Source organism: Pseudomonas sp. efr-133-TYG-103a, assembly GCF_030209235.1.
GTDB lineage: Bacteria > Pseudomonadota > Gammaproteobacteria > Pseudomonadales > Pseudomonadaceae > Aquipseudomonas.
The window spans coordinates 1-23,395 of record NZ_JARVSK010000016.1; the positions used below are offsets into that span (position 1 = coordinate 1).

At 63.8% G+C, this 23,395-nt stretch carries 20 protein-coding genes and 1 pseudogene; 7 read left to right on the plus strand and 14 right to left on the minus strand.

Annotation, left to right across the window (positions count from 1 at the left end):
• The first annotated feature begins 663 nt into the window (after positions 1 to 663).
• Positions 664 to 1,338, plus strand: coding sequence for an HAD family phosphatase (locus tag QRN36_RS13775; protein WP_285424531.1), 675 nt, complete (start codon positions 664 to 666; stop codon positions 1,336 to 1,338).
• A 46-nt stretch (positions 1,339 to 1,384) separates the two neighbouring features.
• On the opposite strand, the gene QRN36_RS13780 is transcribed toward QRN36_RS13775, so the two are convergent.
• From QRN36_RS13780 to QRN36_RS13790, 4 genes and pseudogenes are all read right to left on the minus strand, one after another.
• Positions 1,385 to 1,543: a DUF2986 domain-containing protein gene (locus QRN36_RS13780; RefSeq protein ID WP_285424532.1), complete on the minus strand. Its 159-nt coding sequence runs from the start codon at positions 1,541 to 1,543 to the stop codon at positions 1,385 to 1,387.
• A 61-nt stretch (positions 1,544 to 1,604) separates the two neighbouring features.
• Positions 1,605 to 2,468 carry a methyl-accepting chemotaxis protein gene (locus QRN36_RS27590; protein ID WP_373568752.1) on the minus strand — a complete coding sequence of 288 codons (864 nt, stop codon included), beginning with the start codon at positions 2,466 to 2,468 and terminating at the stop codon, positions 1,605 to 1,607.
• Positions 2,463 to 3,248: pseudogene (locus QRN36_RS27595) on the minus strand (MCP four helix bundle domain-containing protein); the annotation flags it as partial. The gene QRN36_RS27590 and the pseudogene QRN36_RS27595, both read right to left, overlap by 6 nt.
• 288 nt (positions 3,249 to 3,536) lie before the next feature.
• The gene (locus QRN36_RS13790; RefSeq protein ID WP_285424534.1) at positions 3,537 to 4,067 is read right to left on the minus strand and encodes a glyoxalase superfamily protein; all 531 of its coding nucleotides are present in this window, start codon (positions 4,065 to 4,067) and stop codon (positions 3,537 to 3,539) included.
• A gap of 517 nt (positions 4,068 to 4,584) precedes the next feature.
• Here QRN36_RS13790 and QRN36_RS13795 point away from each other — a divergent pair.
• From QRN36_RS13795 to QRN36_RS13810, 4 genes are read left to right on the plus strand one after another with little or no spacing between them, the layout of a single operon-like run.
• Complete coding sequence (locus QRN36_RS13795) at positions 4,585 to 5,049, plus strand: (2Fe-2S)-binding protein (protein WP_093458033.1); 465 nt, start codon at positions 4,585 to 4,587, stop codon at positions 5,047 to 5,049.
• On the plus strand, positions 5,049 to 7,298 hold the full coding sequence (locus QRN36_RS13800; RefSeq protein ID WP_285424535.1) for a xanthine dehydrogenase family protein molybdopterin-binding subunit: 2,250 nt from the start codon (positions 5,049 to 5,051) through the stop codon (positions 7,296 to 7,298). The genes QRN36_RS13795 and QRN36_RS13800 overlap by 1 nt, the downstream gene beginning before the upstream one ends.
• A gap of 17 nt (positions 7,299 to 7,315) precedes the next feature.
• Positions 7,316 to 8,668 (plus strand): cytochrome c, encoded by a 1,353-nt coding sequence (locus tag QRN36_RS13805; protein ID WP_285424536.1) that lies wholly within the window; start codon positions 7,316 to 7,318, stop codon positions 8,666 to 8,668.
• 11 nt (positions 8,669 to 8,679) lie between these two features.
• Positions 8,680 to 9,717, plus strand: a complete 1,038-nt coding sequence (locus QRN36_RS13810; protein WP_285424537.1) for an XdhC family protein — start codon at positions 8,680 to 8,682, stop codon at positions 9,715 to 9,717.
• Here QRN36_RS13810 and QRN36_RS13815 read toward each other — a convergent pair.
• The 10 genes from QRN36_RS13815 to QRN36_RS13860 form a co-directional block, all read right to left on the minus strand.
• Positions 9,696 to 11,435, minus strand: a complete 1,740-nt coding sequence (locus tag QRN36_RS13815; protein ID WP_285424538.1) for an ABC transporter ATP-binding protein — start codon at positions 11,433 to 11,435, stop codon at positions 9,696 to 9,698. The two genes, QRN36_RS13810 and QRN36_RS13815, sit on opposite strands and share 22 nt — an antisense overlap.
• Positions 11,435 to 12,382: an acetamidase/formamidase family protein gene (locus QRN36_RS13820; RefSeq protein WP_285424539.1), complete on the minus strand. Its 948-nt coding sequence runs from the start codon at positions 12,380 to 12,382 to the stop codon at positions 11,435 to 11,437. The genes QRN36_RS13815 and QRN36_RS13820 overlap by 1 nt, the downstream gene beginning before the upstream one ends.
• A gap of 69 nt (positions 12,383 to 12,451) precedes the next feature.
• Positions 12,452 to 14,059: an ABC transporter substrate-binding protein gene (locus QRN36_RS13825; protein WP_285424540.1), complete on the minus strand. Its 1,608-nt coding sequence runs from the start codon at positions 14,057 to 14,059 to the stop codon at positions 12,452 to 12,454.
• Positions 14,060 to 14,085: 26 nt separating this feature from the next.
• Positions 14,086 to 15,012: an ABC transporter permease gene (locus tag QRN36_RS13830; protein WP_093458040.1), complete on the minus strand. Its 927-nt coding sequence runs from the start codon at positions 15,010 to 15,012 to the stop codon at positions 14,086 to 14,088.
• Complete coding sequence (locus QRN36_RS13835) at positions 15,012 to 15,860, minus strand: ABC transporter permease (protein ID WP_285424541.1); 849 nt, start codon at positions 15,858 to 15,860, stop codon at positions 15,012 to 15,014. The genes QRN36_RS13830 and QRN36_RS13835 overlap by 1 nt, the downstream gene beginning before the upstream one ends.
• Positions 15,857 to 16,441, minus strand: coding sequence for an ANTAR domain-containing response regulator (locus tag QRN36_RS13840; RefSeq protein WP_285424542.1), 585 nt, complete (start codon positions 16,439 to 16,441; stop codon positions 15,857 to 15,859). The genes QRN36_RS13835 and QRN36_RS13840 overlap by 4 nt, the downstream gene beginning before the upstream one ends.
• Positions 16,438 to 17,583, minus strand: coding sequence for a transporter substrate-binding protein (locus tag QRN36_RS13845; RefSeq protein WP_285424543.1), 1,146 nt, complete (start codon positions 17,581 to 17,583; stop codon positions 16,438 to 16,440). The genes QRN36_RS13840 and QRN36_RS13845 overlap by 4 nt, the downstream gene beginning before the upstream one ends.
• 302 nt (positions 17,584 to 17,885) lie before the next feature.
• The gene (locus QRN36_RS13850) at positions 17,886 to 18,887 is read right to left on the minus strand and encodes an NAD(P)H-quinone oxidoreductase (RefSeq protein ID WP_285424544.1); all 1,002 of its coding nucleotides are present in this window, start codon (positions 18,885 to 18,887) and stop codon (positions 17,886 to 17,888) included.
• Entirely contained in the window at positions 18,884 to 19,219 is a 336-nt protein-coding gene (locus QRN36_RS13855; protein ID WP_285424545.1) for a carboxymuconolactone decarboxylase family protein, read from the minus strand. Before QRN36_RS13855 ends, QRN36_RS13850 begins: the two co-directional genes overlap by 4 nt.
• A gap of 10 nt (positions 19,220 to 19,229) precedes the next feature.
• Positions 19,230 to 20,666: an NAD-dependent succinate-semialdehyde dehydrogenase gene (locus QRN36_RS13860; RefSeq protein ID WP_285424546.1), complete on the minus strand. Its 1,437-nt coding sequence runs from the start codon at positions 20,664 to 20,666 to the stop codon at positions 19,230 to 19,232.
• A 316-nt stretch (positions 20,667 to 20,982) separates the two neighbouring features.
• Here QRN36_RS13860 and QRN36_RS13865 point away from each other — a divergent pair, with 316 nt between their 5' ends.
• Both QRN36_RS13865 and QRN36_RS13870 read left to right on the plus strand, forming a co-directional pair.
• Positions 20,983 to 21,912: a LysR family transcriptional regulator gene (locus QRN36_RS13865; protein WP_285424547.1), complete on the plus strand. Its 930-nt coding sequence runs from the start codon at positions 20,983 to 20,985 to the stop codon at positions 21,910 to 21,912.
• Between the two features lie 119 nt (positions 21,913 to 22,031).
• On the plus strand, positions 22,032 to 23,381 hold the full coding sequence (locus tag QRN36_RS13870; RefSeq protein WP_285424548.1) for an MATE family efflux transporter: 1,350 nt from the start codon (positions 22,032 to 22,034) through the stop codon (positions 23,379 to 23,381).
• Positions 23,382 to 23,395 lie beyond the last annotated feature (14 nt).

Sequence of the window (23,395 nt, forward strand, 5' to 3'; positions counted from 1 at the left end):
TGCGGGACTTTCGGCGCCATCGGCCCGACTGCAGATCTCTCTGACTTTTGCGGCAGGTGTGGGAGCGTGGCTTGTCCCGCGATCGGCGGCGCAGTCGTCGTGATTTCGGTGGGTGCGGTGCATCTGAAAAACCGCGTTCGCCGGGTTTGCTGCCGCTTCGCGCCAGTTCGCGGGACAAGCCACGCTCCTACAGTTGCGGCCGAGGCGGATCAGCCAATTGATGGCGGATGTTTTCTTTTGGCGTTGCGGCAGGTGTGGGAGTGTGGCTTGTCCCGCGATCGGCGACGCAGTCGTCGTGATTCCGGTGGCTGCGGTGGTTCTGAAAAACCGCGTTCGCCACTTCGCGCCGCTTGCTCGGCAGCGCCTGCTGGCGGGTCTGGGCGAGCGCCGAGAAAGATCGAACGCCTGATGCCGTGCGCACTCGAATCAGGGCAGATGGTTTGATTGTCGCCCGACTGTTCTGGCTTGCCGGCCCCGATGCGGGTCGAGATGCAGCCTGACCAGGCCCCGAACGCATTTTCAAGCGCGTCGCCCGCAGGTCACTTGGCTGCGAACGTCGAGCGACAAAACCCGGACCTGCACATTCCTGACAGCCATGCCTGGCCAGGAACCCCTCATTTTTTGGCCTGTGTCCGACGGTCGATCGAAGCAGAAGAGAATCCCATGCGCCCACAGACCTCGTTCATTTTTGACCTGGACGGCACGCTGACTGACAGCGTTTACCAGAACGTAGCAGCCTGGAAAGAGGCGCTCGACGCCGAAGACATTCCGCTGGCGATGTGGCGCATCCACAGGAAAATCGGCATGAGCGGCGGGTTGATGCTCAAGTCGCTCTCCCGCGAGACGGGCCTGGACATCAGTGAAGATCAGGCCCAGCGCCTCAGTGACAGGCACGCTGAAGCCTACGAGCGGCTGCAGGGCCAGATTATCGCGCTGCCGGGCGCCAAAGCGTTGTTGCAGTCACTGGGCAACGACAATCTGAAGTGGTGCATCGCCACCAGCGGCGGCATGGACACCGCGAAAATCAACCTCAAGGCGCTCGGTCTGGAGATCGGCGACGTCGACCTGATCACCCGCGACGATGTGAACTACGGCAAGCCCGATCCGGACCTGTTCCTGGCGGCGGCGAAGCGCATGAACGTGGACATCGAAGAGTGCCTGGTCATCGGCGATGCGATCTGGGACATGCTTGCCGCCAGACGTTGCAAGGCGACCGGCATCGGCTTGCTCTCCGGTGGGTATGACATCGGCGAGCTTGAGCGGGCAGGGGCGTTGCGCGTGTATGAAGATCCGCAGGACTTGCTGGACCATCTGGACGAGATCGCGTCTCGCCCCTGACGGCCACGTGCCGGATAAGTGGCAGCGTACAAGCCCGTTGACAGTGTCAGCCTTCGGTTGAGTCGGCCGGGCTTTGACCGGCCTCTTCGGCGAGCTTGGCCCGGTCGGCCTTGCTGATGTATCTGGGCTTGCGCGGCGCCAATTTGGCGTTGGCCTTTTTGGCGTGCGCTTCCAGCAGTTGCTTGATCTTCTTGCGGCGATTCATGGCGTGTTCCCGGCTTGGCAGGAGGCGATGATATCAGCTGGCGCGCAGCCTCGAAAAACACCTACAACGTGAATCGGCTGGTCATGGTCTTGAGTTGCGATGCCAGCGTGGACAGATCATGGCTCGCCACGCTGGTTTGCTCGGCGCCCTTGGACGTCTGCTGCGACAGGTCGCGGATGCGCACCAGATTGCGATCGACCTCGCGAGCCACTTGCGCTTGCTGCTCGGCGGCGGTGGCGATGACGATATTGCGCTCATTGATGATGCCCACGGCGACGGTGATCTGATTCAGCGCTTCATCGGTACGGCCTGCGCGCTGCAGGGTGTCGGTGGTCTGCTCGGCGCTGGATTGCATGGCATCGACGGTCTCGCGGGTCGATTGCTCGACCTTGCCGATCAGTGCTTCGATTTCACGGGTTGACTGTCCTGTGCGATGGGCCAGGGCGCGAACCTCGTCGGCGACCACGGCGAATCCTCGGCCAGCGTCGCCCGCCCTCGCGGCTTCGATGGCAGCGTTGAGCGCCAGCAGGTTGGTCTGCTCCGCCACCGAGCGAATCACGTCCAGCACCTTGCTGATTTCAACCGTCTGCTGGGCCAGGCTCTGGACGCGTTCGGAGGTGGTGTTGACACGGGTCACCACCGTGTTCAGGGATTCGATGGTCTCGCTCAGTTCATTCTGGCCTTGCTGTGCGGTCTGCGAGGAGGCCTTCGATTCGTTCGATGTCGAGACCGCATTGCGCGCCACTTCGTCGATTGCCGCGCTCATCTGGTTGAACGCCGCTGCCGCCTGATCGATTTCCTGATTCTGCTGGCGCAGGCCTTCGCTGCTTTGCGCCATCACCTGACTCATTTCCTCGGCGGCGCTGGACAGCTGCTCGGTGGACTGGGTGATTTCGCCGATCGTGTTGCGCAGGTTGTTGCGCATCACGCTCAGAGACTGCAGCAGTTGCGCCGGCTCGTCAGAGCCGCTGTTGTCTATTTCGCCGCTCAAATCATTCGCCGCGATGCGCCGTGACGTCGCCAGTGCGACACTCAGTGGCCTGTTGATGCTCAGGCTGAAGCGCCAGCTCAGCACGAGCGAGGCAGCCACCGCCAGCCCGATCGCGATCAGCGCCACCAGCCGCGCCTGACTGTAGGCGTGCGCCGCCTCCAGTGCGGCGTCGTGGGCGTGCTCGCGTTCAAGCCGGTTCAGCAGTTCCGTCTGTTCATTGAAGGTGGTCCCGAACGCTGCCATCGAACGAAGCTGGGCCGCTGCGTCATCCGGGCGACCGGCCCCCATCATGCTCAGCTCTTGCGCCACGCCGCTTTTGTATCCTTCATAGGCTTGGGACAGCTTGCCCAGCGCCTCTTGCTTGGCGGGGGTATCGGCGCTGTTCCGGTAGGCGGCGAGATTCTGGTCGATCAGCTTCTCAAGACCCGCGATGGTGTTGGCCGCGGCAAGATGATCGGCCTTGGAGGTGAAGGTGTGTGACTGATAGGCCGTGATGCGCAAGCGCGAAACGTTGACCCCCAGCTCATTGCTCAGGTTGATGGCCGGAATGGAACGGGTTTCCATCTCTGTCACGGCCTGACGGATCGTGCTCATCTGGGCCACGCAGAACAGGCCAAGGGCGACGAGCATCAAAATGATTGCGATGAAGCACAGGAGGGTCCGGGCCTGGATTTTCAGTTTTCTCAGCATTGGGGCATTCTCGCCAGCAGGCATTACGGTGACACGCCCGAGAGGGCCCGCGGGTGGCGACCATCCATTGCATCTCGGAAGCGGAGTTGTACGGGAAATATTTTCTGTACAAGATTTGTAGAGCTTCGAGGCAAAGATGGCAGGTTGGTTCAGGGCTGTTGAGCGAAAAGCGGCGAATGGCCATCATTTGTCGCAAACGCGCATATGGACGTCGCATCTGGATTATTTTTTTGCGTTGAGTGCTTCAGTTCGGCGGGTTTGCCTCAAGAAATTGCCTTGAGGCAAAGCCGTGGAAGTGCTGTTGGAAGTCAATCAGCTCTGGCAGAACCGGATCCGGTTACCAAAAGGATCGTAGACCTCAAGCACCTGTCCCCAGTCTTGCTCAACGATGTCCGGACGCCCGTATCCGTAGCGCCGGGCCTGCAGCTCGTCGCGCAGGCCCTCGATATTGCGCATCGGTACGAAGATCGTCGCACCAGGGCTCGCGTCGCCATGATGCTCGGAAAGATGCAGGTGCAGAGCGCCCCGGCTTATCCCCAGATAAAGCGGCATGCCGGCTTCGAAACGATGCTCGAATTCGACGCTGAAACCGAGAAAATCCAGGTAGAACTCCCGTGCCTTGGCTTCATCGAACATGCGCAGTATCGGAATGGTTTTGTCGAACGTGATGGCCCCGGTTGAATCGTTGCCGGGTAGCATCGCCGATGCAGTGTTCCAGTCCTTGTAGCCCAGTTGATGCGCCACCGTTTCCAGCGCAGCCGCGTGAGTGAGCGTTTGCTCGCGCGCCGCCAGCGAGGCGCGCAGCCCTTTGGCCATTTGTTTGGCCTGTTCGATCGATACCATCGTAGCTCCCTGGGTCAAGGCATATGGGTGCTCGCGTTGCCAGACCTCGACGCTTGAGAGATGCGACAGGAATGGGAAGAACAACAATGCTTTCACCTTTGCGTACGCAGCGAGCGGCGGGCAGCATCGGCCCGTTGTGATCATACACAAAGCTACCCGGGAGGTGGGTTTGCGGGCTCTCTTGACGATCCTGCATAGCGTAATCCTCCTGAATCCTTGCCCAATCCTCTGACCTTGCAGGGGCGTGGATAGGAAACGCTTCGCGCGCGAGCTAGAGTTCGTTGATCAGGCGCCCATCACCACGAGCGCTGCCAGTCCTGACCAGCCGTCGCTTAATGCGTCGGGCATCGGCCGGCTCTTCGGCGCAGCGCCCAGGCGTGACATCGAACAACTGCGTAATGGGACTGTCGAGGCGATCGCGCCAGGATAAACGCACCTTGAGCCACCGGCGGTACGTCGCATGGCCGCCAGGAAAAAATTAAAAAAAGCACATCAACCGATGATCAGCGGGTGAGCCATGGAACTACGAATCAACCAGAAAACTTACCAGGTCGACGCCGACGCCGACACGCCCTTGCTGTGGGTGATCCGCGATGACCTGGGCATGACCGGCACCAAGTACGGTTGCGGGCTGGCGCAGTGCGGTGCGTGTTCCGTACTGGTGGATGGCAATGTCGTGCGCTCGTGTGTCACGCCGGTGGCCGGTGTCGTCGGACGCGAAGTCACCACCATCGAAGCCATCGAGTCCGACGAGGTCGGCAAACGCGTGGTGGCCACCTGGGTCGAGCATCAGGTCGCTCAATGCGGCTACTGCCAGTCCGGGCAGGTGATGGCGGCGACCGCCTTGCTCAAGCACACGCCGCAGCCCAGCGCCGCCGAGATCGATGCGGCGATGATCAATCTGTGCCGCTGCGGCACGTACAACGCCATTCACGCCGCTGTGCATGACCTTGCCGGTCACAGTGCGAAGGGGGATGCGTGATGAACGCGCCACTGGACGCCATCGAGCAGCTTATCGGCCAGAATCTCAACGATCCGGTCAACCTGTCCCGTCGTCGTTTCCTCAAGGGCAGCGCCGTGGGCGCGCTGGTGCTGGGCTTCGGTTTGCCGCTGGGCGCCACCCGGGTGCAAGCGGCCGCGGCGGCACCCGCCGAGCGCGGAACGCAGGTGCCTGCCTTCCTTGAAATTCGTCCGGACAACACCGTGCGCCTGCTGTCGCCGTTCATCGAAGGCGGGCAGGGCACCTTCACCGCGATGGCGCAGATTGTCGGTGAAGAGCTCGACGCCGATCCCGCCACCTTCCTCGTTGAGTGCGCGCCGCCGGGCGACGCCTATTACGTGATGGAGAACGGAATGCGCATCACCGGCGGCAGCATGTCGGTGCGGATGAGTTACCCGACCATGCGCCGGCTGGGCGCCCTGGCCCGGGCGATGCTGCTGCAGGCCGGCGCCCAGGCGCTGAGCGTGCCGGTCAGTGAACTCACCACCGAACCCGGCAAGGTGGTGCATGCCGCCTCCGGCCGTTCTATTGCCTACGGCGAGTTGTCGGAACGGGCGATGGATCTGCCGGTGCCTGATCCGGCCAGCGTGCAATTGCGCGATCCCTCCCGCTTTCGCTGGATCGGCAAACCGGTCAAGCGTCTGGACGCCTACGACAAGTCCACCGGCAAAGCGCTGTACAGCATCGATCTGAAGGTCGGCGGCATGCTGCATGCCGCCGTGCAACATGCGCCGCGCCTGGGCATGACGGTGGGAAGTCTGCGCAACGAAGAGCAGGTCAAAGCCATGAAGGGCGTGCATTCGGTGCATCGTCTGCCCGGCGCCGTTGCCGTGGTGGCTGAGCGCTGGTGGCATGCCAAGCGCGCCGTGGAAGCGGTGCAGGTCGACTGGCTGGAGGCTGCTGCCGATTCGACGGTGCGCGCCATGCCCGCGGACTTTTCCACCGAAGAGTACTTCAAGCGTCTGGCCGCGGAAAAAGGCCCTGCCCGTGACGATGAAAACGAAGGTGATGTCGCCGCGGCGCTGGCCAACGCCAAGACCCGCATCGAAGCCACGTACCACAACCAATATCTGCATCACGCCCAACTGGAGCCGCCATCGGCCCTTGCACGCTTTGACGCCAACGGTTCGCTGGAAATCTGGCTGCCCAATCAGGCGCCGGAAATGTACCGTGCCGACATCGCCAAACGCACCGGTCTGGACCCTTCGCAAATCACGCTGCATTCGCCGCTGTTGGGCGGGTTCTTTGGTCGGCATTTCCTCTATGACTCCGCCAATCCTTATCCTCAGGCCATCGCTCTGGCCAAGGCGGTCGGGCGCCCGGTCAAGCTGATCTGGAGCCGTGAGGAAGAGTTCCTGCGCGACGTGCTTCGTCCAGTCGCTGCGGTGAGTTTTCGCGGCGCGCTGGACAACGACGGCTGGCCGGTCGCGATCGAGGCGGTCAGTGCCACGGAAGGACCGACCGAGTCTCTGGCGGGCAAGCAAGGCGATAAGATCGACCCGACTGCGCTGGAGGGCCTGGCCGGCAAGTCATACGCCATTGCCAACAAGCGCATTGCCCAGATTTACGTCAAGGGGCCGGTGCCCCTGGGCTACTGGCGCTCGGTGGGCAACTCGTTGAATGACTTCTTCTACGAAGCCTTTCTCGATGAACTCGCCGACAAAGGCGGCAAGGACCCGTTCGAATTGCGCCTGCACTTGCTGCGCGACAACAAGCGTCTGACGACCTTGCTCAACGCGGTGGGCGACTTGTCGGGGGGCTGGAAGCGCGGGCCGTTTACCGCCGAAGACGGCAGCAAACGGGCGCGCGGAGTGGCCATGGCATCGCCGTTCGGCACTCAGACCGCGGTGATTGCCGAAGTGTCGATCGAGCAGGGCCAGGTCAAGGTGCATGACATCTGGCAGGCCATCGATCCGGGCAGCATCGTCAATCCGGCCATCGTCGAGGCGCAGGTTGCCGGCGCCGTGTCCCTTGGCCTGTCGCAGGTGCTGCTGGAAGAGGCGGTGTATATCGACGGCAAACCGCGTGCGCGCAACTACGACCTGTATCCGATTCTGCCGCCCTCGCGGATGGCGCGGGTGCATGTGCGGATTGTCGAGAGCGGGGAAAAGATGGGCGGCATCGGTGAACCGCCGTTGCCAGCGGTGGCACCGGCGGTCGCCAACGCCGTGGCGGCGCTGACCGGGCAGCGGATTCGCAGCATGCCCTTGAGCCGATACACCTTCACCTGACCTGCGCCGGAGTACTCATGAATAACAGCCGATTCGCAAGAACCGCTGGCTGGCTGGCGCTGCTGTGCCTGGTCGCGGCAGGCCTGCTGGCCTGGTACGTCACCCGCGAGCCTGCCTCGTCCCTGGAAAACGATCAGGTCGCGGCCGCCGACCTGGCTCCGGCGCTGGTTGCCCGGGGCGAATACGTGGCACGGCTCGGCGACTGCGTGGCCTGCCACAGCGTGCCGGGCGGCGCGCCATTCGCTGGTGGTCTGGAAATGGCCACGCCGCTGGGAGCGATTCACACCACCAACGTCACCCCGGACCGCGAGACCGGCATCGGCGCTTACAGCCTGGCCGACTTCGACCGCGCCGTGCGTCATGGCGTGGCACCGGGCGGACGACGCCTGTATCCGGCGATGCCGTACCCGTCTTATGCCAAGCTGAGTGACGATGACGTGCGAGCGCTGTATGCCTTCTTCATGAAGGGCGTGGCGCCGGTGCGGCAGGTAAACATCCAGAGCGATATCCCCTGGCCGTTGAACATGCGCTGGCCGATTGCTTTATGGAACGGTGTCTTCACCGAACCTGCGCCGTATGCGGCGAAGCCTGGCAAGGACGCGCTGTGGAATCGCGGTGCCTACATTGTTCAGGGGCCGGGCCACTGCGGCAGTTGCCACACGCCGCGCGGGCTGGCGTTCAACGAGAAAGCGCTGGATGAATCCGGCGCGCCGTTCCTCGCTGGTGCCTTGCTCGATGGCTGGTACGCGCCGAGCCTGCGCAACGACCACAACACCGGGCTGGGCCGCTGGAACGAGCCTGAGATCGTTCAGTTCCTCAAGGCCGGGCGCAATCAGCATGCGGTTGTTTTCGGCTCCATGACCGAAGCATTCAACAACTCCACGCAGTTCATGAGCGACGAGGACCTGACGGCGATTGCGCGTTACCTCAAGTCGCTGCCGGGTGACCCGGGGCGCGACGGCAGCCCCTGGCAGTACCAGGCAACCTCGGTTGCGGCGCGTCCGGATTCGCCCGGCGCGCACACCTACGTGACCCGCTGTGCGTCGTGTCACGGTGTCGACGGCAAGGGGCAGTCCGAATGGATGCCGCCATTGGCCGGCGCCACGTCGGCACTGGCCAAGGAAAACGCGTCTGCAATCAACATTACCCTCAACGGATCGCAGCGCATCGTCGCAGCCGGCGTACCCGACGCATACCGGATGCCGGCGTTTCGTGAGCAGCTGTCGGATCAGGAAATCGCCGATGTCCTGACCTTCGTGCGCGGCACATGGGGCAATCAGGGCGGGGCAGTGGACGCGCAGGCCGTCGGCAAGCTGCGCGAGCGGACCGACCCGGCCAGCAGCACGCCCATCATTTTGCAGATGCGATAAGGAGCCGCACCATGGAAAGCATCGATTTGCTGGTCCTGCGCACGGCCCGTGACTGGCTGCGGGCCGGGGAGCGCGTGCTGCTGGCGACGGTGGCGCGGACATGGGGATCCTCGCCGCGGCCGGTGGGTTCGATGATGGCCCTGCGCAGCGACGGCCGGGTCGCCGGCAGCGTTTCCGGGGGCTGCATCGAGGATGACCTGATTCATCGCTACACCACTGCCCACGGCGGTCCGGGCATGACTGACGGACCGCCGCAAGTGGCGCGCTACGGCGTCAGTGCCGACGAAGCCCACCGCTTCGGCTTGCCGTGCGGCGGAACGCTGGAATTGATTTTCGAATTCAGCCCGTCGTGGCAAGCGCTGGATGAACTGCTGGTTCACCTCGACGCCGGGCGCCTGGTGCGTCGCCGTCTGGACCTGGCGAGCAACGCAGTGACGCTTGAACACAGCGTCACGCCCGAGCAATTCGCCTTCGACGGCCAGGTGATGCTCAATACGCTGGGGCCCGGGTATCGCCTGCTGATGATCGGTGCCGGAGCGCTGGCTGAGTATCTGGCGACCATGGCCTTGTTCAACGGCTTCAAAGTGGCGGTCTGCGATCCTCGCCCCGAGTACGTGCAGACCTGGTCGGTCAGCGGCGTGGAGCAGATCGTCGGGATGCCCGATGACGTGGTGCGGGCGTTTTCCGCCGATCTGCGCACCTGCATCGTTGCGTTGAGCCACGATCCGAAACTCGATGATCTGGCCTTGCTCGAAGCGCTGCAAGGGCCGGCGTTCTACATCGGTGCCATCGGCTCGCGGCGCAACAGCCAGCAGCGACGCGAGCGCCTGATCGAGCACTTCGGCGAAACCGAGGCGTCGCTTCAGCGCCTGCGTGGCCCCATCGGCATTTACATCGGCAGCAAGACGCCGGCAGAGATCGCCGTCAGTGTCATGGCTGAAATCCTGGCGGCGAAAAACGGCGTCGAACTGCCCCACGATGTCAGCGTGAGTCAGGCGAAAGTCGCGCTGGAAACGCAGGAGCCGACTTACTCCAGCGCGACCCAGTGATCGGTCGCCACCGCCGTGAACCGCTGCGGTGGCGCCACGAAGCCTGCCTGCTTAATCGGGTCGGGCCGCTCCAGCTCCTTGAGCAGGCTTTTGAGGTCGCGGCGTCGACCCACTTCCGGCACTGGCACGGCCGCAAGCAGGCGCCGGGTGTAAGGATGCTGCGGGTTGTGCAGGACCTGATCGCGCGCGCCGATCTCGACGATACGACCGCCGTACATCACCGCGACCCGATGGCAGATCCGCTCGACCACGGCCATGTCGTGGGAAATGAACAGGTAACTCAGGCCATGCTCGGCGCGCAGTCGTTCGAGCAGGTCCAGCACCTGGGCCTGCACCGACACATCCAGCGCCGACACGGATTCGTCGGCGATGATGACTTTGGGGTTGAGCGCCAGGGCGCGGGCGATGCAGATGCGCTGCCGCTGCCCGCCGGAAAACTGATGTGGATAGCGGTCCATCGCCTCTGACGGCAGGTCGACCTGCTGCAGCAACTGGGCGACACGTTCGCGGCGCTGCGGCTCAGGCATGTGATCGTGGATCAGCAACGGCTCGCCCACCAGATCGAAGACGGTCTTGCGCGGGTTGAGCGCGGCGTAGGGGTCCTGGAACACCATCTGCACGTCGCGGCGCACCTTTTGCAGCGCCTCGCCCTTCAGCCCGTTGAGCTCCTGACCCATCAGCCTGACGCTGCCCTGGTAGCTCAGCATGTTCATCAACGCCTTGCCGGTGGTGGATTTTCCGCAGCCGCTTTCGCCCACCAGCCCCAGCGTTTCACCCTGGCGCAACTCGAAATTCACGCCTTCCACCGCGTGCACGGTGCGCGGCGTCTCGAACCAGCCATGACGCAGGGCGAAGCGCACGTTCAGGTCTTTCACCGCAAGCACCAGCGGCGACTCGCCCAGTTGCGCAGGTGGCGGGGCGCTGCCGAGCACGGGGACGGCCGCGAGCAGTTTGCGGGTGTAGGCTGCCTGCGGGGCGGTGAATACCTGATTCAGGGTGCCGCGCTCTTCCATGCGGCCCTGATTCATCACCACGACTTCGTCGGCCATCTCCGCGACCACGCCCATGTCGTGGGTGATCAGCAGCAGACTGGTCGCGAACTGCTGCTGCAGTTCGCGCATGAGTTCCAGAATCTGCGCCTGGATGGTCACGTCCAGCGCTGTGGTCGGCTCATCGGCGATCAACACCTTGGGCTGACAGAGCATGGCCATCGCGATCATGACCCGCTGGCGCATGCCGCCGGACAGCTCATGGGGATACTGGGTCAGGCGCTTGTCGACCTGCGGCATGCGCACCGCATCGAGCATCTCACGGCAGCGTCGATGCACATCGGCGCGGCTCATCGGCTCATGTCGACGCAAGGTTTCGGCCAGTTGCCGGCCCACGGTCAGCAGCGGATTGAGCGAGGTCATCGGCTCTTGAAAGATCATGCCGATCTGCTTGCCGCGCAAGCGCTGCATTTCGCGTTCCGACAGGCTCAGCAGGTCGCGGTCCTCGAACAGGATGGCGCCGCCCGGTACGCTGGCCGCTTTCGGCAACAGCCCCATGATCGCCAGCGACGACAGCGACTTGCCGCTGCCCGACTCGCCGGCGATGCACAGCGTACGGCCGGGGTAGAGCGCAAAGCTCAGCTCCTCGACCACTCGACGGCGCGAGGCACCGCCGCCGACGTCAATGCTCAGTCGCTCCACCGACAGGCTGGGCAGGTCGTTTGGCATCAGTTGAATACCACCTTTGGAAAGTAGAACGACACCACCCAGTTAGGCAGGTCGACGATCTCGCTGATGCGCAGGTCGCCGCATACCGAACAGAGCATGTAGGCCTGCTCGGCGGGCATCCCGTGCTCCCGGCACAGCCAGTCGATGGTGTTGGCGACGGCCTGGCGCGCGGCCTGCATCAGGTCCGGCCCTATGCCGGTGAAGGCCTCGTAGCCTGCGCTGTCCAGATGACCGGTGACCGGGCCGGGCGTGCTGAAACGCGGCGTGGCCAGCGGTGTCTGCTTGATCAGGTCGAGCTTGACCACCACGTCCATGGCGCTCTCGATGGCGGTGCCGCAGACTTCGCCGTCACCTTGGGCGGCATGGGTGTCGCCGATGGAAAACAGTGCGCCGGCCACTTCGACCGGCAGGTACAGCACGCTGCCCGCGGCCAGATCACGGATGTCCAGATTGCCGCCCACCCGACGTGGCGGCACGATGGAGTGCAAGCCTGGCTCGGCGGGCGCCACACCCACGGTGCCGGCAAACGGTTTGAGCGGCACCTTGGCGAATTCGCCGAAGGCGGCGGGCGCGAGGGTCTGGGTGTCGTAGTGCCAGAGCGCCAGGGCCGGCGTCGGGAACTGATCGGCGAGCAGGCCGAAGCCTGGAATGTTGGCGGTCCAGCCGAAGCCGCCTGGCTTGAAGCTGTCCAGGGTGATTTTCAGCACGTCGCCGGGCTCGGCCCCCTCGACATAGATCGGGCCGGTCACCGGGTTGATCTGGTCGAACGGCATCACGCTGACGTCGGCCACCTGCGATTGTGCGGTGAAGTAGCCGTTGGACGAATCCCTGCAGTTCATCTGCAGGGTCGTGCCGGGCGCCACCCGTTCGACGGGGGCGAAGCGATGGTCCCAGCCGAAGTGGCTGTTGACGCTGTGAATGGTCTTGACCAGGCAGTTCTGGCACATGTGTGCGTTCCTCATGGCAATGGGGCGATGGCCCGTTCCGCAGCGAAATGCGGGACAGGCCAAGGGCGATCATTTCACCCAGATGTAGTCGTAGTTGACCGGCACGTGCACCGGATCGACGTACAGCGCGTCGTCGCCGCCCATGCGCTTGGAACGCACGGTGAAGCGCTGCTCGTTGAAGATCGGCACCCAAGGGGCATCGGCCATCACATCGGTGAAGATCTTCTTCCACGCTTCGGTGCGCTCGGCCTGCTGTTCCGGACGCGCCATCGCATCGGCCTTGGCTGCGCGTTCATCCAGCGCCTTGTTGCAGTACAGCGCCCAGTTCCAGCCACCATCGACTGCGCCGCTGCAGCCCAGGATCGGTCCGTAGAAGTTCGAAGGATCCGGGAAGTCGGCGATCCAGGCCATGCCGCCGGACCACACCATCGGCGCCTGATCTTTCGAGCTGCCCGCGGCGATCACGTTGGCCTGGGCCAGCGATTTGATCTGCACGCGGATGCCGACCTTGGCCAGGTCCTGCTGGATGGACTGCGCGATGCGCGGCTGCGGATCGGTGTTCATCACGTAGAGTTCGGTGTCGAAACCCTTGGCGAGGCCTGCGTCGGCAAGCAGCTTCTTCGCGCCTTCGACGTCGTACGGCAGCCCCTTGTATTGCGTGTCATAACCGGGCATTGCCGGCGGCAGCGGCTGATTGGCGGGCACCGCGCGGCCGTTGATGATGCGCACGATCCGCTCTTTGCTGATCGCCATGTTGATCGCCTGCCTCACCTTGAGGTTGTCGAACGGCGGCAGCGTGGTTTTCAGCGTCACATAACCGGTCTGCAACTGATTGCCGGTGACCAGCAACGGCTTGGACGCGGGATCGTTCTTGAATTGCAGGAACTGCGCGGGCGGCACGCCGTCGCCGGCGATATCGACCTCGCCCTTGTTCAGGCGCAGCAGGGCGACGGTGGGGTCCTGGCCGATTTCGAAGGTGATCTTGTCGACGTACGGCAGGCCCTTCTGGAAGTAGTTCGGGTTTTTAATCAGCTCAAGCTTCTGCCCCAGTTTCCATTCGCCCAGGCTGAAGGCGCCGCTGCCCATCGGGTGCTTGCCAAAGTCGGCGCCCCATTGCTCGACCGCCTCTTTGGGGACGACCGAGGCGAAGTTGATCGCCATGATGTGCAGGAACGTCGCGTTCGGCGCGCTGAGTGTGATGGTCAGGTGCTGATCGTCGACGACCTTGACGCCGCTGAGCGTCTGACTCTTGCCGGCGGTCATGTCGTCGTAGCCGACGATCGAGCTGAAGAAACCGGCGCCAGGGCTCTGGGTCTTGGGATTGACGGTGCGTTCCAGTGAGTATTTGACGTCATTGGCAACCAGCTCACGGCCGTTCTGAAACTTCACGCCTTTGACCAGGGTGAAGCTGTAGACCAACCCGTCCGCCGACACGCTGTAGTCCTCGGCCAGGCTTTTGATCAGTTCGGTGGTGCCCGGTTTGTAGTCCATCAGGCGGCCGAACAGGCTTTTGATCATCGACCAGTTCTGCCAGTCATAGCCGATGGCCGGGTCCAGCGTCGCGACATCGTTCTGATACGTCACCACCAGATTGCCTCCGCTCTTGGGCGTTTCGGCCCACAGCGGCGTGGTGAACAGCGTGGCCGCCACGGCCAGGGTCAGCGCTTTGATTTTCATTCTTGTGCCCCGTTGTGTTGATGGATTCAGTGCTGCTTGATATCGATGCGCGGGTCCACCAGCGGGATCAGCAGATCCGCGAGCAGGTTGCCCAGAACGATGGCCACCGCAGAGAGCGTGGTCACCCCGACGATGACTGGAATGTCGACTTGCTGAATGGACTGCCAGGCCAGCTGACCGATGCCGGGCCAGCCGAAGACCGACTCCACCACGACCAGACCGCCCATGAACACGCCGATGTCGATGCCGATCATGGGAATCACCGGCACGATGGCGTTGGGCAGCACGTGCACGAAGATCACCCGCGCCCGGCTCAGGCCCTTGGCCCGGGCTGTGCGAATGAAGTCCTGATGCAGCACGTCGATCATCGAGGAGCGGACCATGCGCGAGTACCAACCGCTGCCCAACAGCCCCAGGGTCAGGGCCGGCAGCATCAGGTGGCTGGCCCCGCCGTAGCCGCCGAGCGGGAACCAGCCCAGTTGCACCGCGAAGAAATACAGGAACAGCATCGCGGCGATGAATTGCGGGGCCGAGACACCGACGAAGGAAAACGCCATCAACAGCTTGTCGGCGAAACTGTCCCGCTTGAGGGCAGCGAGCATGCCCAGGCTGATACCGATCAGCAGTTCGAAGCCGATACCGGCGGCCATCAGTTCCAGAGACGGTCGCAGGCGGGCACCGATCAACTCGCTGACGGCGGTGCGCTGGATATACGAGCGACCCAGATCGCCTTGAAGCAGATGCCCCAGATACCCGACATATTGCTGATAGAACGGCTGATCCAGACCCAGCTGCGCGCGGATGGCCGCCACGACTTCTGGCGTTGCGCTGCGCCCGGCGATCTGCCGCGCGGGGTCGGCGGGCAGGAGGAACAGCAACAGGTAGGTGATGAAGGTTACCCCCAACAGAATCAACAGCGCATAGCCGACCCGGCGGCAGATGAACGGCAGCATCAGCGGCGCCCCTTGAGTGTGGGGTCGAGTTCGTCGCGCAGGGCGTCTCCGACCAGGTTGAACGCCAGTGACAGCAGGATGATTGCCGCGCCCGGAATGAACACCAGCCAGGGTGCCGAGGTGAAGTAGGTCTGGCTTTCGAAAATGATGTTTCCCCAGCTCGGCGTGGGTGGCTGCACGCCCACGCCCAGATAAGAGAGCGTGGCTTCGAGCAGCACGGTGGTGGAAATCCCCAGCGTCGCCCATACCAGAATGGTCGGCAGCAAATGCGGCAACAGGTGGGAGAACAGGATGCGCAGCGAGCTGGCGCCCAGCGTGCGCTCGACGGCGACGAAATCCCGCGCGCTCAGCGCCACGGTCTCGGCATAAATGACGCGGGCAATCTGCACCCAGTTGACCATCGCGATCACCATCGCGACGATCCACACACTGGGTTGAAAAATGGCCGACAAGGCAATCGCCAACAGCAGGGCAGGGAAGGCCATCATCAGGTCGGTCAGGCGCATCAGTGCACTGCCCAGCCAGCCCCGTACGAAGCCTGCGGTCAGGCCCACCAGCGTGCCGATCAGCACCGCCAGACCGTTGGCCAACACGCCGATGAACAGCGAAGTCCGTGCGCCGAAGATCAGGCGCGACATCAGGTCCCGGCCAAGCAGGTCAGTGCCCATCCAGTACGGCGTGGCAGGGGCCAGCGGCGCCCCTTCCATCGACAGGCCCTCGACGAACTGCTCGTCCGGGTCGAAGGGGCTCAGCCACGGCGCAAGCACGGCCAGCACAATCACCGCCACGATGAACAGCAGCGACACCGCCACTGAAGGCCGGCGCAGCAACGCCTTGAGTGTGTTCATGCGCGGCCCTCGTCGCGAGTCGCCAGGACATCGACACACAGGGCCTCGATGGGGCGATTGAGCTGCATTGACAGGCTGCGCAGCCGTTCATAGGCGGTTGCCTCGTCGATGTGCTGAGTCACCATCAGGCGTGCAAGCGCCTGGCCGAGCAGCGGTCGCATCGCCAGACGCTCCTGCAGCACGGCAAGGTGTTCGGCATCGACCCGTTGCCGGTTGCGCAGTCCCACCGCCATCATCAGGGTCGTGTAGACCGAGCCCTGGCTGATGGGTTTGTTGAGCAACGCGGTGGCGCCCAGCTGCAGCGCCCGCTGTATCTGCGACTGGGTTTCGTGGGCGGTGAGGGCGACGATCGGAATACCGGCGGCATCCAGCGTCTTTACCGTCGCAGGACTGGCGAAGTGCTCGATCTCGATGATGGCGGCGAAGCAGCCCTGGGTGTCGCAAGGGGCATCGCGATGCAGCGCCTGCGCCTGAATGCCCAGCCGCTGCAGGCTTTTGCCCAGGCTGGCCTGACTGCGCTCGTCGCAGTCGATCAACAGCAAGTGCCCCTGATCGAGGGCAGGAAACGCTCGTGCTTTCATTTGACGATCCTCAGGCGCGCCGGCTTGCCGTTGTGTCGTTCGACCACGCTGGCGTGTAGATCGGTGACGGTCAGATAGGGGTCGGCCGCCAAGGGAGCGCAGGCCGAGTGCAGAAGCTGGAAGCGCCCGTCGCGCAGCTCCGCGATGTGACTGGCCAGGGCGCTGTGGTGATTGCGCGCCGACAGGCTCACGGTGCCGAGAACGCTGTCCATGGGATGGTTGAACAGGTGTTCGCAGATGGCCGCGGGCGAGGCGTCGGCACAGGCTTGCAGCGCCTGCGCGAACAGCCACAACGCCGAGTATGCGCTGGTGTAATAGTGCGAGCAGTGACGTGGCCCGTGGCGCTGTTGCCGAAGGCAGAAATCCGGGTTCAGGGTCTCGAAAAACGGGCCGCACGACAGCAGCCGCAAGGCGTGCATCGGGCCGACCGCATCGAGTTCGGCCTCGGTCAGGTTGCAGCTGAGCACCGGCAGGCGCAGCCCGTGTGCCTCGCAGGCCTGATCCAGCTGCTGAAGGAAGGCGTACGAGGACTCGCCCACCAGATTGTTGAGCACGAACGAGGGCCGTTCGCTCATCAGCGTGTCGATCAGCGTCTGGAACCCGGTCGCGCCCAGATGCCAGTATTTTTCACCCAGCACCTGAGCGCCGTTGGCTTCCAGCAGTTCCCGGGCGATGCGGTTGCTCTCCCAGCCCCACACGTAATTGGAGCCGAGCAGAAATGCCCGCGTGCCGAAATGGCTCAGGGCGTAATGCAGCAGCGGCAGCAGCGTCTGATTGGGGCAGCCGCCCAGATACAGCACGTTCTCGCTGCTTTCGTAGCCTTCGTACGGGCTTGAGTACCAGAGCAGCGCGTTATGCTGATCCAGGTCGGGAATGATCTCCTTGCGGCTCGCCGACAGGGTCGTGCCGAAGATGTGCCTCACGCCGGCGCCGAGCAGTTGCTCGACTCCGCTGCCGTATGCCGCCGGCTCGCCCAAAGGATCGGCGCAGATCGCCTCCAGCCTGAAACGGTGTTGCCCGTCGGCATTGATCTCCGCGAGCGCATCCTGCAGCCCGAGCAAGGCGCTGCGGCCCATGCGCCGATAGGTGCCTTCGGTGGACAGCAGAAAGCCGACGCAGACGGCGGGACGAGGATCGGACATGACGTTCATCCATAAAAAAAGCCTGATCGACCCGGCGAAAGGTTGATCAGGCTTCGATACCTGGCGCATTCGATGGCGCAAATGTGGGCGAGACTTAAGGAGCGGACTCCAGCTTGCCGATGTGGCAAGAACCATGAAATAAGCATGCCAACTGTCAAACGCGCCACGTCGCGCTACGTCGCGCAACCGGGGCAGCGATCCCTTGCGATGTGAGCGCTCCAGGTTGGGGCAATGCGTCTCGACGCGGCCTCAAAGCAGCGCAGCGACGCCAGGGATCGCTGCAAGGCTTCGCGGACTGCGATTCAAACGAGGTCTTCAGGCTGCAGGGTCAGGATGATCTTGCCGACGTTTTCCGATGACTCCATGCGGCGATGGGCGTCGGCGGCGCGGGACAGCGCAAAGGTGCTGTCGACGACCGGCTCAAGGCTGGCACCTCCTTCGAACCGATCGAGCCAGTGTTCGCGGAAGCGTTTGATCATGGCGTGCTTTTCAGGCTGGGTGCGCGATTTCATGACAGTGCCGATGATCTGCAGATGCCGGTAAAGAATCTGCTCCAGCGTGACTTTCACGCTGCCGCCACCGCCCAGGATGCCGACCTGAATCAGGCGGCCGCCCTTGGCCAGTGAGGCAATGTTGCGCTCGAAATACGGCTCGCCGACGAAGTCGATGATCACGTCGACACCCTGGCCCTCTGTTGCCTGCGCGATGACCTCGGCAAAATCCCGGGTCTTGTAGTCGATCGCGACATCGGCGCCCAAGTGCTCGACCCGCGACAGTTTGCTGCCCTCGGTGGTGGCGAACACCGTGGCGCCGGTGGCGTAGGCGAGCTGCACCGCAGCGGAACCGACCCCGCCCGCGGCGGCATGAATCAGCACGCGATCGCCGGCCTTGAGCCCTGCCAGGTGCATCATCGCCTCGTGGGCGGTGACGAACACTTCCGGAATGGCCGCTGCGTGGACGTAGTCCAGTCGCGCCGGAACAGGCATCGCCATGCGGTAGTCGATCCGCGCCAGTTCGGCATAGGCGCCGCCCCCCACGACGCCCATCACCCGATCCCCGACCTGGTAACCCGCGACGCCGCTGCCGGTCTCGACCACTTCGCCAGCGATTTCCAGGCCGATGATCGGTGAGTCGCCGAAGTCGGGGTGTCCGTAGCCGCCGGTGCGATGCGTCAGGTCTGCGCGGTTCACGCCCGCCGCATACACACGCACCAGCAGATCGGTCGGGCGCACCTCGGGCCTTGGCGCGTCGCGCAGTTTCAGCACGTCGGCATCGCCGAAGTCTTCGATGATGATGGCTCTCATGGCTGTTGCTCCGATTCGGTGAGGGTGGCGTTGGCGATGGCAGACGCGGTGATGGCTGCAGGAAATCCTGCGTAGAACGCCAGGTGCGTGATGACCGCAGACAACTCCCGTTGGGTGACACCGTTACTCAGCGCGCGGCGCAGGTGCGCCGGCAGCTCTTCGGCATGTCCCCCGGCAATCAGCGCCGCGACGGTGATCAGGCTTCGGTCACGCAAGGACAGCTCCGGGTCGCTCCATATCTGCGGGTACAGCGTCGCGTCGACGAACTGCGAGAGTTTCGGGGTGAACGCCCTGGCGGCTTCGCGGGGGCTGCTGAAATTGATGTTCGACATGTCCGCGTCCTCAGATCTGGCTGATGAATTTGTGGGTCAGGTAATGCTCGATGCCTTCGATACCGCCTTCCGAGCCGTGTCCGCTTTCCTTCACGCCGCCGAAGGGAAGTTCGGTGGCGACGATGCGGTACTGATTGATGCCGATCATGCCGGCCTCCAGGCCGTCCGCCACGTCGATGGCGGTGCGTGCGCTGGACGTGAATGCGTAGGCAGACAGGCCGTAGGGCAGGCGGTTGGCTTCCTCGAGACCGTCGGCCAGTTCGTCGAAGGGCATCAGGATTGCGATGGGACCGAAGGGCTCTTCATGCATTACCCGAGCGTTCATGGGCACGTCGGCGAGCACCGTCGGCTCGAAAAAGAAGCCTTGACCCGGCAGCCGTTCGCCGCCGGTCAACACGCGGGCGCCCTTGGCGACGGCATCGGCAATGAGCTCTTCCATCTTGGCCAGCTGGCGCGGGTTGGCGAGGGGGCCGACCTGAACGTGCGGGTGCAGGCCGTTGCCGATTCTCAGCGCTTGGGTGGCGGCCACGAAGTGCTCGACGAAACGCGCGTAAACGCTGCGCTGGATCAGAAAGCGCGTGGACGAGATGCACACCTGGCCGGTGCCGCGAAATCGGTTCGCGACACCCTCGACCGCTGCTTTTTCCACGTCGGCGTCGTCGAATACCAGCACCGGCCCATGTCCGCCGAGCTCCAGCGTGATCGGCTTGACGCCTTCCGCCGCCCGGGCGGAGAGCAGCCGGCCGATCGGCACCGAACCTGTGAAGGTGACCTTGCGGATGATCGGTGAAGCGATCAAATGGCGGGACACTTGATCCGGCACGCCGAAAACCACTTGCAGCACTCCTTTCGGCAACCCAGCGTCGTCCAGCGCGCGGGCCAGCGCCAGCGCGGTGGAAGGGCTCTCCTCGCCGGGCTTGAGGATGACGCTGCAGCCTGCGGCCAGCGCTGCGGATAACTTGCGCGACGGGGTAATGGCCGGAAAATTCCAGGGTGTGAACGCGGCCACCGGGCCGATCGGCTGACGTTTGACCATTTGCAGCACGCCCGGACGGTTAGCCGGCACGACGCGACCGTCGATGCGCCGCGCGCTCTCGGCGAACCACTCGAAGTACTCGGCGGCGCGGGTGACTTCATCCATGCTTTCGCCCAGCGGTTTGCCTTCCTCAAGCGTCATTTGTGAGGCAATGTGCGGCGCACGCTCCAGGATCAGATCGGCGGCGCGCTTGAGGATCTTCGCTCGCTGATCAGGCACCGTCCGGCGCCAGACCTGAAAGCTTGCCTGGGCAACCTGCAACGCACGGTCCAGGTCCTCGGTTGTGGCCAGCGGCACACGGCCGATCTCGGTTTCGGTGGCCGGGTTGACGACGGCGGCGGTTTCTCGGCCTTGGGCACCGATCCATTCACCCGCGATGAAAAGGTAGAGCGAGTCGTAAGGCGTATTCATGGGACTGGATTTCCTGTGTGGTCGAAAATTGGTGTCAGGTATCGCGCGCCGACGCAGGCGGGCTGTGTGATCCAGTCTAGGGAGAAGGCCGTGTCCGATTTAGCGGGCGGGAAGGGAATCACTGTTGTGCGCAGAGGTAATATCGAAGGCCGTCCGAGCGATTGCGCCGCGGATGACGGGTCGCCATCATGAGCGGACGTCGCCGGCGATCGGCCGCCCGGGCAGTGCCGGACGGGAAGTGCGGGCACGGGAACATCCGGATCAGATGAAGTGTTGCGTCGTCGCTTTGAGCGGCATCGGCAAAAGGAGGGCAGGAGTGGACAAGCTTTCAAACATGTCTGTGTACGTCAAAGTCGTGGAGATGGGCAGCTTTACCGCCGTGGCGAATCATCTCGATTCCACCGTCGGCAACGTCTCGCGCGCCGTCTCGGCGCTCGAAAACATGCTGGACGCCCGCTTGCTGCAACGGTCCACCCGGCGCTTGTCCGTGACCGACGCGGGCCGACGGTTTTATGAGCGTTGCACCGCGATCCTCGCCGATGTCGAGAACGCCGAAGCGGAAGCCAGCAATTCGCTGCTCAAACCCAAAGGCACGTTGCGGGTGCACTGCGTGCCGGGGCTGGCGCGTCAGTTGGTGACCGGCGCGATCCTGGAATACCGCCGCGAATACCCGGAAGTGGCGGTGGATCTGCTGCTCTCCCAGCGGATGCCCAATCTGCTTGAAGACCAGCTCGATGTGTCGATTCTGATCGCCCGGGCACTGCCGGATTCGGCCTATGTCAGTCAGAAGATCGGGGTCAGCCACTGCGTGCTGGTGGCGTCGCCCGACTACCTGGCCAGACACCCGGCCCCGGTGGTGCCGGACGATCTTGCCGCACATCAGTGCCTGCTGCTGGGCACCGTGGATTATGTGCGGGACCAATGGCAGCTCAAGAGCAAGGCCGGCACCGCGACGTTCACGCCTGCCGGACCCAGCTTGAGCGTGAACGACATGGACGCCATGGCGGTCGCGGTTCGCGAGGGCGCGGGAATCGGTCTGCTCGCCGGATTTTCGGCGATCGACGACCTGCGTTCCGGAAGGCTCGTGCGGGTGTTGCCCGATTACCACACCTACGAGCGCAACGTGTATGCGGTCTACACCTCCCGGCAGTTCGTGGACGCCAAAATCACTCGCTTCATCGAAACCCTGAAAGCACGGGTAGGCAGCCAACTGGCGGCGACTGCACACGCGTTGGTCGGCGAATGAAGCGGCGGTCAGTGCGCACCTGAATACCTGGCGTCTGCGCACGTTAGGTCCGGCGTCGATACTGCTTTATGCTGGCGGCCCAGATTCGTCTCCTTCACTTTCTGCCATCGAGAGCGCCAATGCCGGAGCCCTGTGCGACGTTCACCCAAGGCTCCATTGCGCGGCACGTGCTGACCCTGGTCAGTACCAGCGCGCTGAGTCTGCTCGCCGTGTTTCTGGTGGATATTCTGACCCTGGCCTACGTTGCACGGCTTGGCGATCAGCGCTTGCTGGCTGCGGTGGGGATGGCCAAAACCCTCATGTTCCTCAACGGCGCGTTCGTGTCCGGGGTGATCATCGCCGCCGGTGCCTTGTTGTCCGAACGGATCGGCAAGCATGCACGTAAGCGACTGGCGCGGCTGGTCACCCATCTGTTGCTCATGGCCGTGCTGGCGTCGGCGCTGATCGCGGGCGTGGAATACGTCTGTCTGGGGGCGCTGGGCCGATGGTTCGGCGCGGTGGGTGAGGTCGATCAGGCGTCCCGATCGTTCATCGCGATGAGCCTGACGTCCTGTGTGCCGATGGCGCTGGCGCAGATGTCCGCGCAACTGCTCACGTCCCAAGGGCACCCACGCACCGCGCTGGCGGTATTGCTGTCCGGAGCGCTGACGCTGGCGATGGCCGATCCTCTGTTCATCTTCGCACTGGGCATGGGTATTCAAGGGGCGGGCCTGTCCTGTCTGGTTGCCGCGACGCTGTCTGCGCTGGTCGGGCTGGTCTGCGTGCGGCGGTATCTGGGGGTGTCCACGAGGGTGCGGTACAGGTTGTTCAGCCTGCACACACGTCGCACGGCGCGCGTCGCGATTCCGGCCATGCTCGCCAATCTGGCGATGCCGCTGGGGATTACCTACCTGATGGTGACCCTCGCGACGCTGGGCACTTCGGTGCTGGCGGGGATGGCGGTCATCGACCGGTTTCTGCAGCTGGGTTACTGCCTTTACTTCGCCTTGCCCACCGCCCTGGTGCCGGTGCTGGCACAGAATCTGGGGGCCGGGCGCGATGACCGGGCCGCGCGGGCGGTCGGCTTTACACGCCGGTTAGTGGTCCTCTATGGTGTGGCGCTGTGGCTGATCCTGGCGGCGTCGGGGCCGATGATCGCAGATTATTTTCAACTGGCCGATGCCGGCCGCGAGATGTTTCTGGCCTTCTCCCGCTATGGCGCCGGGCTGTGGATTTTGTTTGGTCTGGACTTCGTCGCTCAGTCGACATTTCTGACCATGGGCGGCGCGTGGTGGGTGCCGGTGTTTGGCTGGTTGCGCGGCACCGCAGGCACGCTGCCCTTCGTTTATTTCGGCGCACAGTGGGCCGGCGGTGTCGGTGCTTTGAGCGGCATGTGGCTGGGCAATGCGTCGGTGGCGTTGCTGGCGATCATCACAGCGTGGCTGCTCACCCGGCGGTTCTCGCGCCTGCGCGCCAACAGTCTGAATTGAATCACTGCGTCTGC

Excerpts from the sequence above, each read along its gene's own strand:
- QRN36_RS13860 (WP_285424546.1), bottom strand. The coding sequence starts at position 20,666 with ATGAATACGCCTTACGACTCGCTCTACCTTTTCATCGCGGGTGAATGG.
- QRN36_RS13820 (WP_285424539.1), bottom strand. The coding sequence starts at position 12,382 with ATGTGCCAGAACTGCCTGGTCAAGACCATTCACAGCGTCAACAGCCAC.
- QRN36_RS13800 (WP_285424535.1), top strand. The coding sequence starts at position 5,049 with ATGAACGCGCCACTGGACGCCATCGAGCAGCTTATCGGCCAGAATCTC.
- QRN36_RS13775 (WP_285424531.1), top strand. The coding sequence starts at position 664 with ATGCGCCCACAGACCTCGTTCATTTTTGACCTGGACGGCACGCTGACT.
- QRN36_RS13845 (WP_285424543.1), bottom strand. The coding sequence starts at position 17,583 with ATGTCCGATCCTCGTCCCGCCGTCTGCGTCGGCTTTCTGCTGTCCACC.
- QRN36_RS13870 (WP_285424548.1), top strand. The coding sequence starts at position 22,032 with ATGCCGGAGCCCTGTGCGACGTTCACCCAAGGCTCCATTGCGCGGCAC.
- QRN36_RS13830 (WP_093458040.1), bottom strand. The coding sequence starts at position 15,012 with ATGCTGCCGTTCATCTGCCGCCGGGTCGGCTATGCGCTGTTGATTCTG.
- QRN36_RS13810 (WP_285424537.1), top strand. The coding sequence starts at position 8,680 with ATGGAAAGCATCGATTTGCTGGTCCTGCGCACGGCCCGTGACTGGCTG.
- QRN36_RS13840 (WP_285424542.1), bottom strand. The coding sequence starts at position 16,441 with ATGAAAGCACGAGCGTTTCCTGCCCTCGATCAGGGGCACTTGCTGTTG.
- QRN36_RS13805 (WP_285424536.1), top strand. The coding sequence starts at position 7,316 with ATGAATAACAGCCGATTCGCAAGAACCGCTGGCTGGCTGGCGCTGCTG.
- QRN36_RS13795 (WP_093458033.1), top strand. The coding sequence starts at position 4,585 with ATGGAACTACGAATCAACCAGAAAACTTACCAGGTCGACGCCGACGCC.
- QRN36_RS13790 (WP_285424534.1), bottom strand. The coding sequence starts at position 4,067 with ATGGTATCGATCGAACAGGCCAAACAAATGGCCAAAGGGCTGCGCGCC.
- QRN36_RS13855 (WP_285424545.1), bottom strand. The coding sequence starts at position 19,219 with ATGTCGAACATCAATTTCAGCAGCCCCCGCGAAGCCGCCAGGGCGTTC.
- QRN36_RS27590 (WP_373568752.1), bottom strand. The coding sequence starts at position 2,468 with ATGCGCAACAACCTGCGCAACACGATCGGCGAAATCACCCAGTCCACC.
- QRN36_RS13835 (WP_285424541.1), bottom strand. The coding sequence starts at position 15,860 with ATGAACACACTCAAGGCGTTGCTGCGCCGGCCTTCAGTGGCGGTGTCG.
- QRN36_RS13850 (WP_285424544.1), bottom strand. The coding sequence starts at position 18,887 with ATGAGAGCCATCATCATCGAAGACTTCGGCGATGCCGACGTGCTGAAA.
- QRN36_RS13815 (WP_285424538.1), bottom strand. The coding sequence starts at position 11,435 with ATGCCAAACGACCTGCCCAGCCTGTCGGTGGAGCGACTGAGCATTGAC.
- QRN36_RS13780 (WP_285424532.1), bottom strand. The coding sequence starts at position 1,543 with ATGAATCGCCGCAAGAAGATCAAGCAACTGCTGGAAGCGCACGCCAAA.
- QRN36_RS13825 (WP_285424540.1), bottom strand. The coding sequence starts at position 14,059 with ATGAAAATCAAAGCGCTGACCCTGGCCGTGGCGGCCACGCTGTTCACC.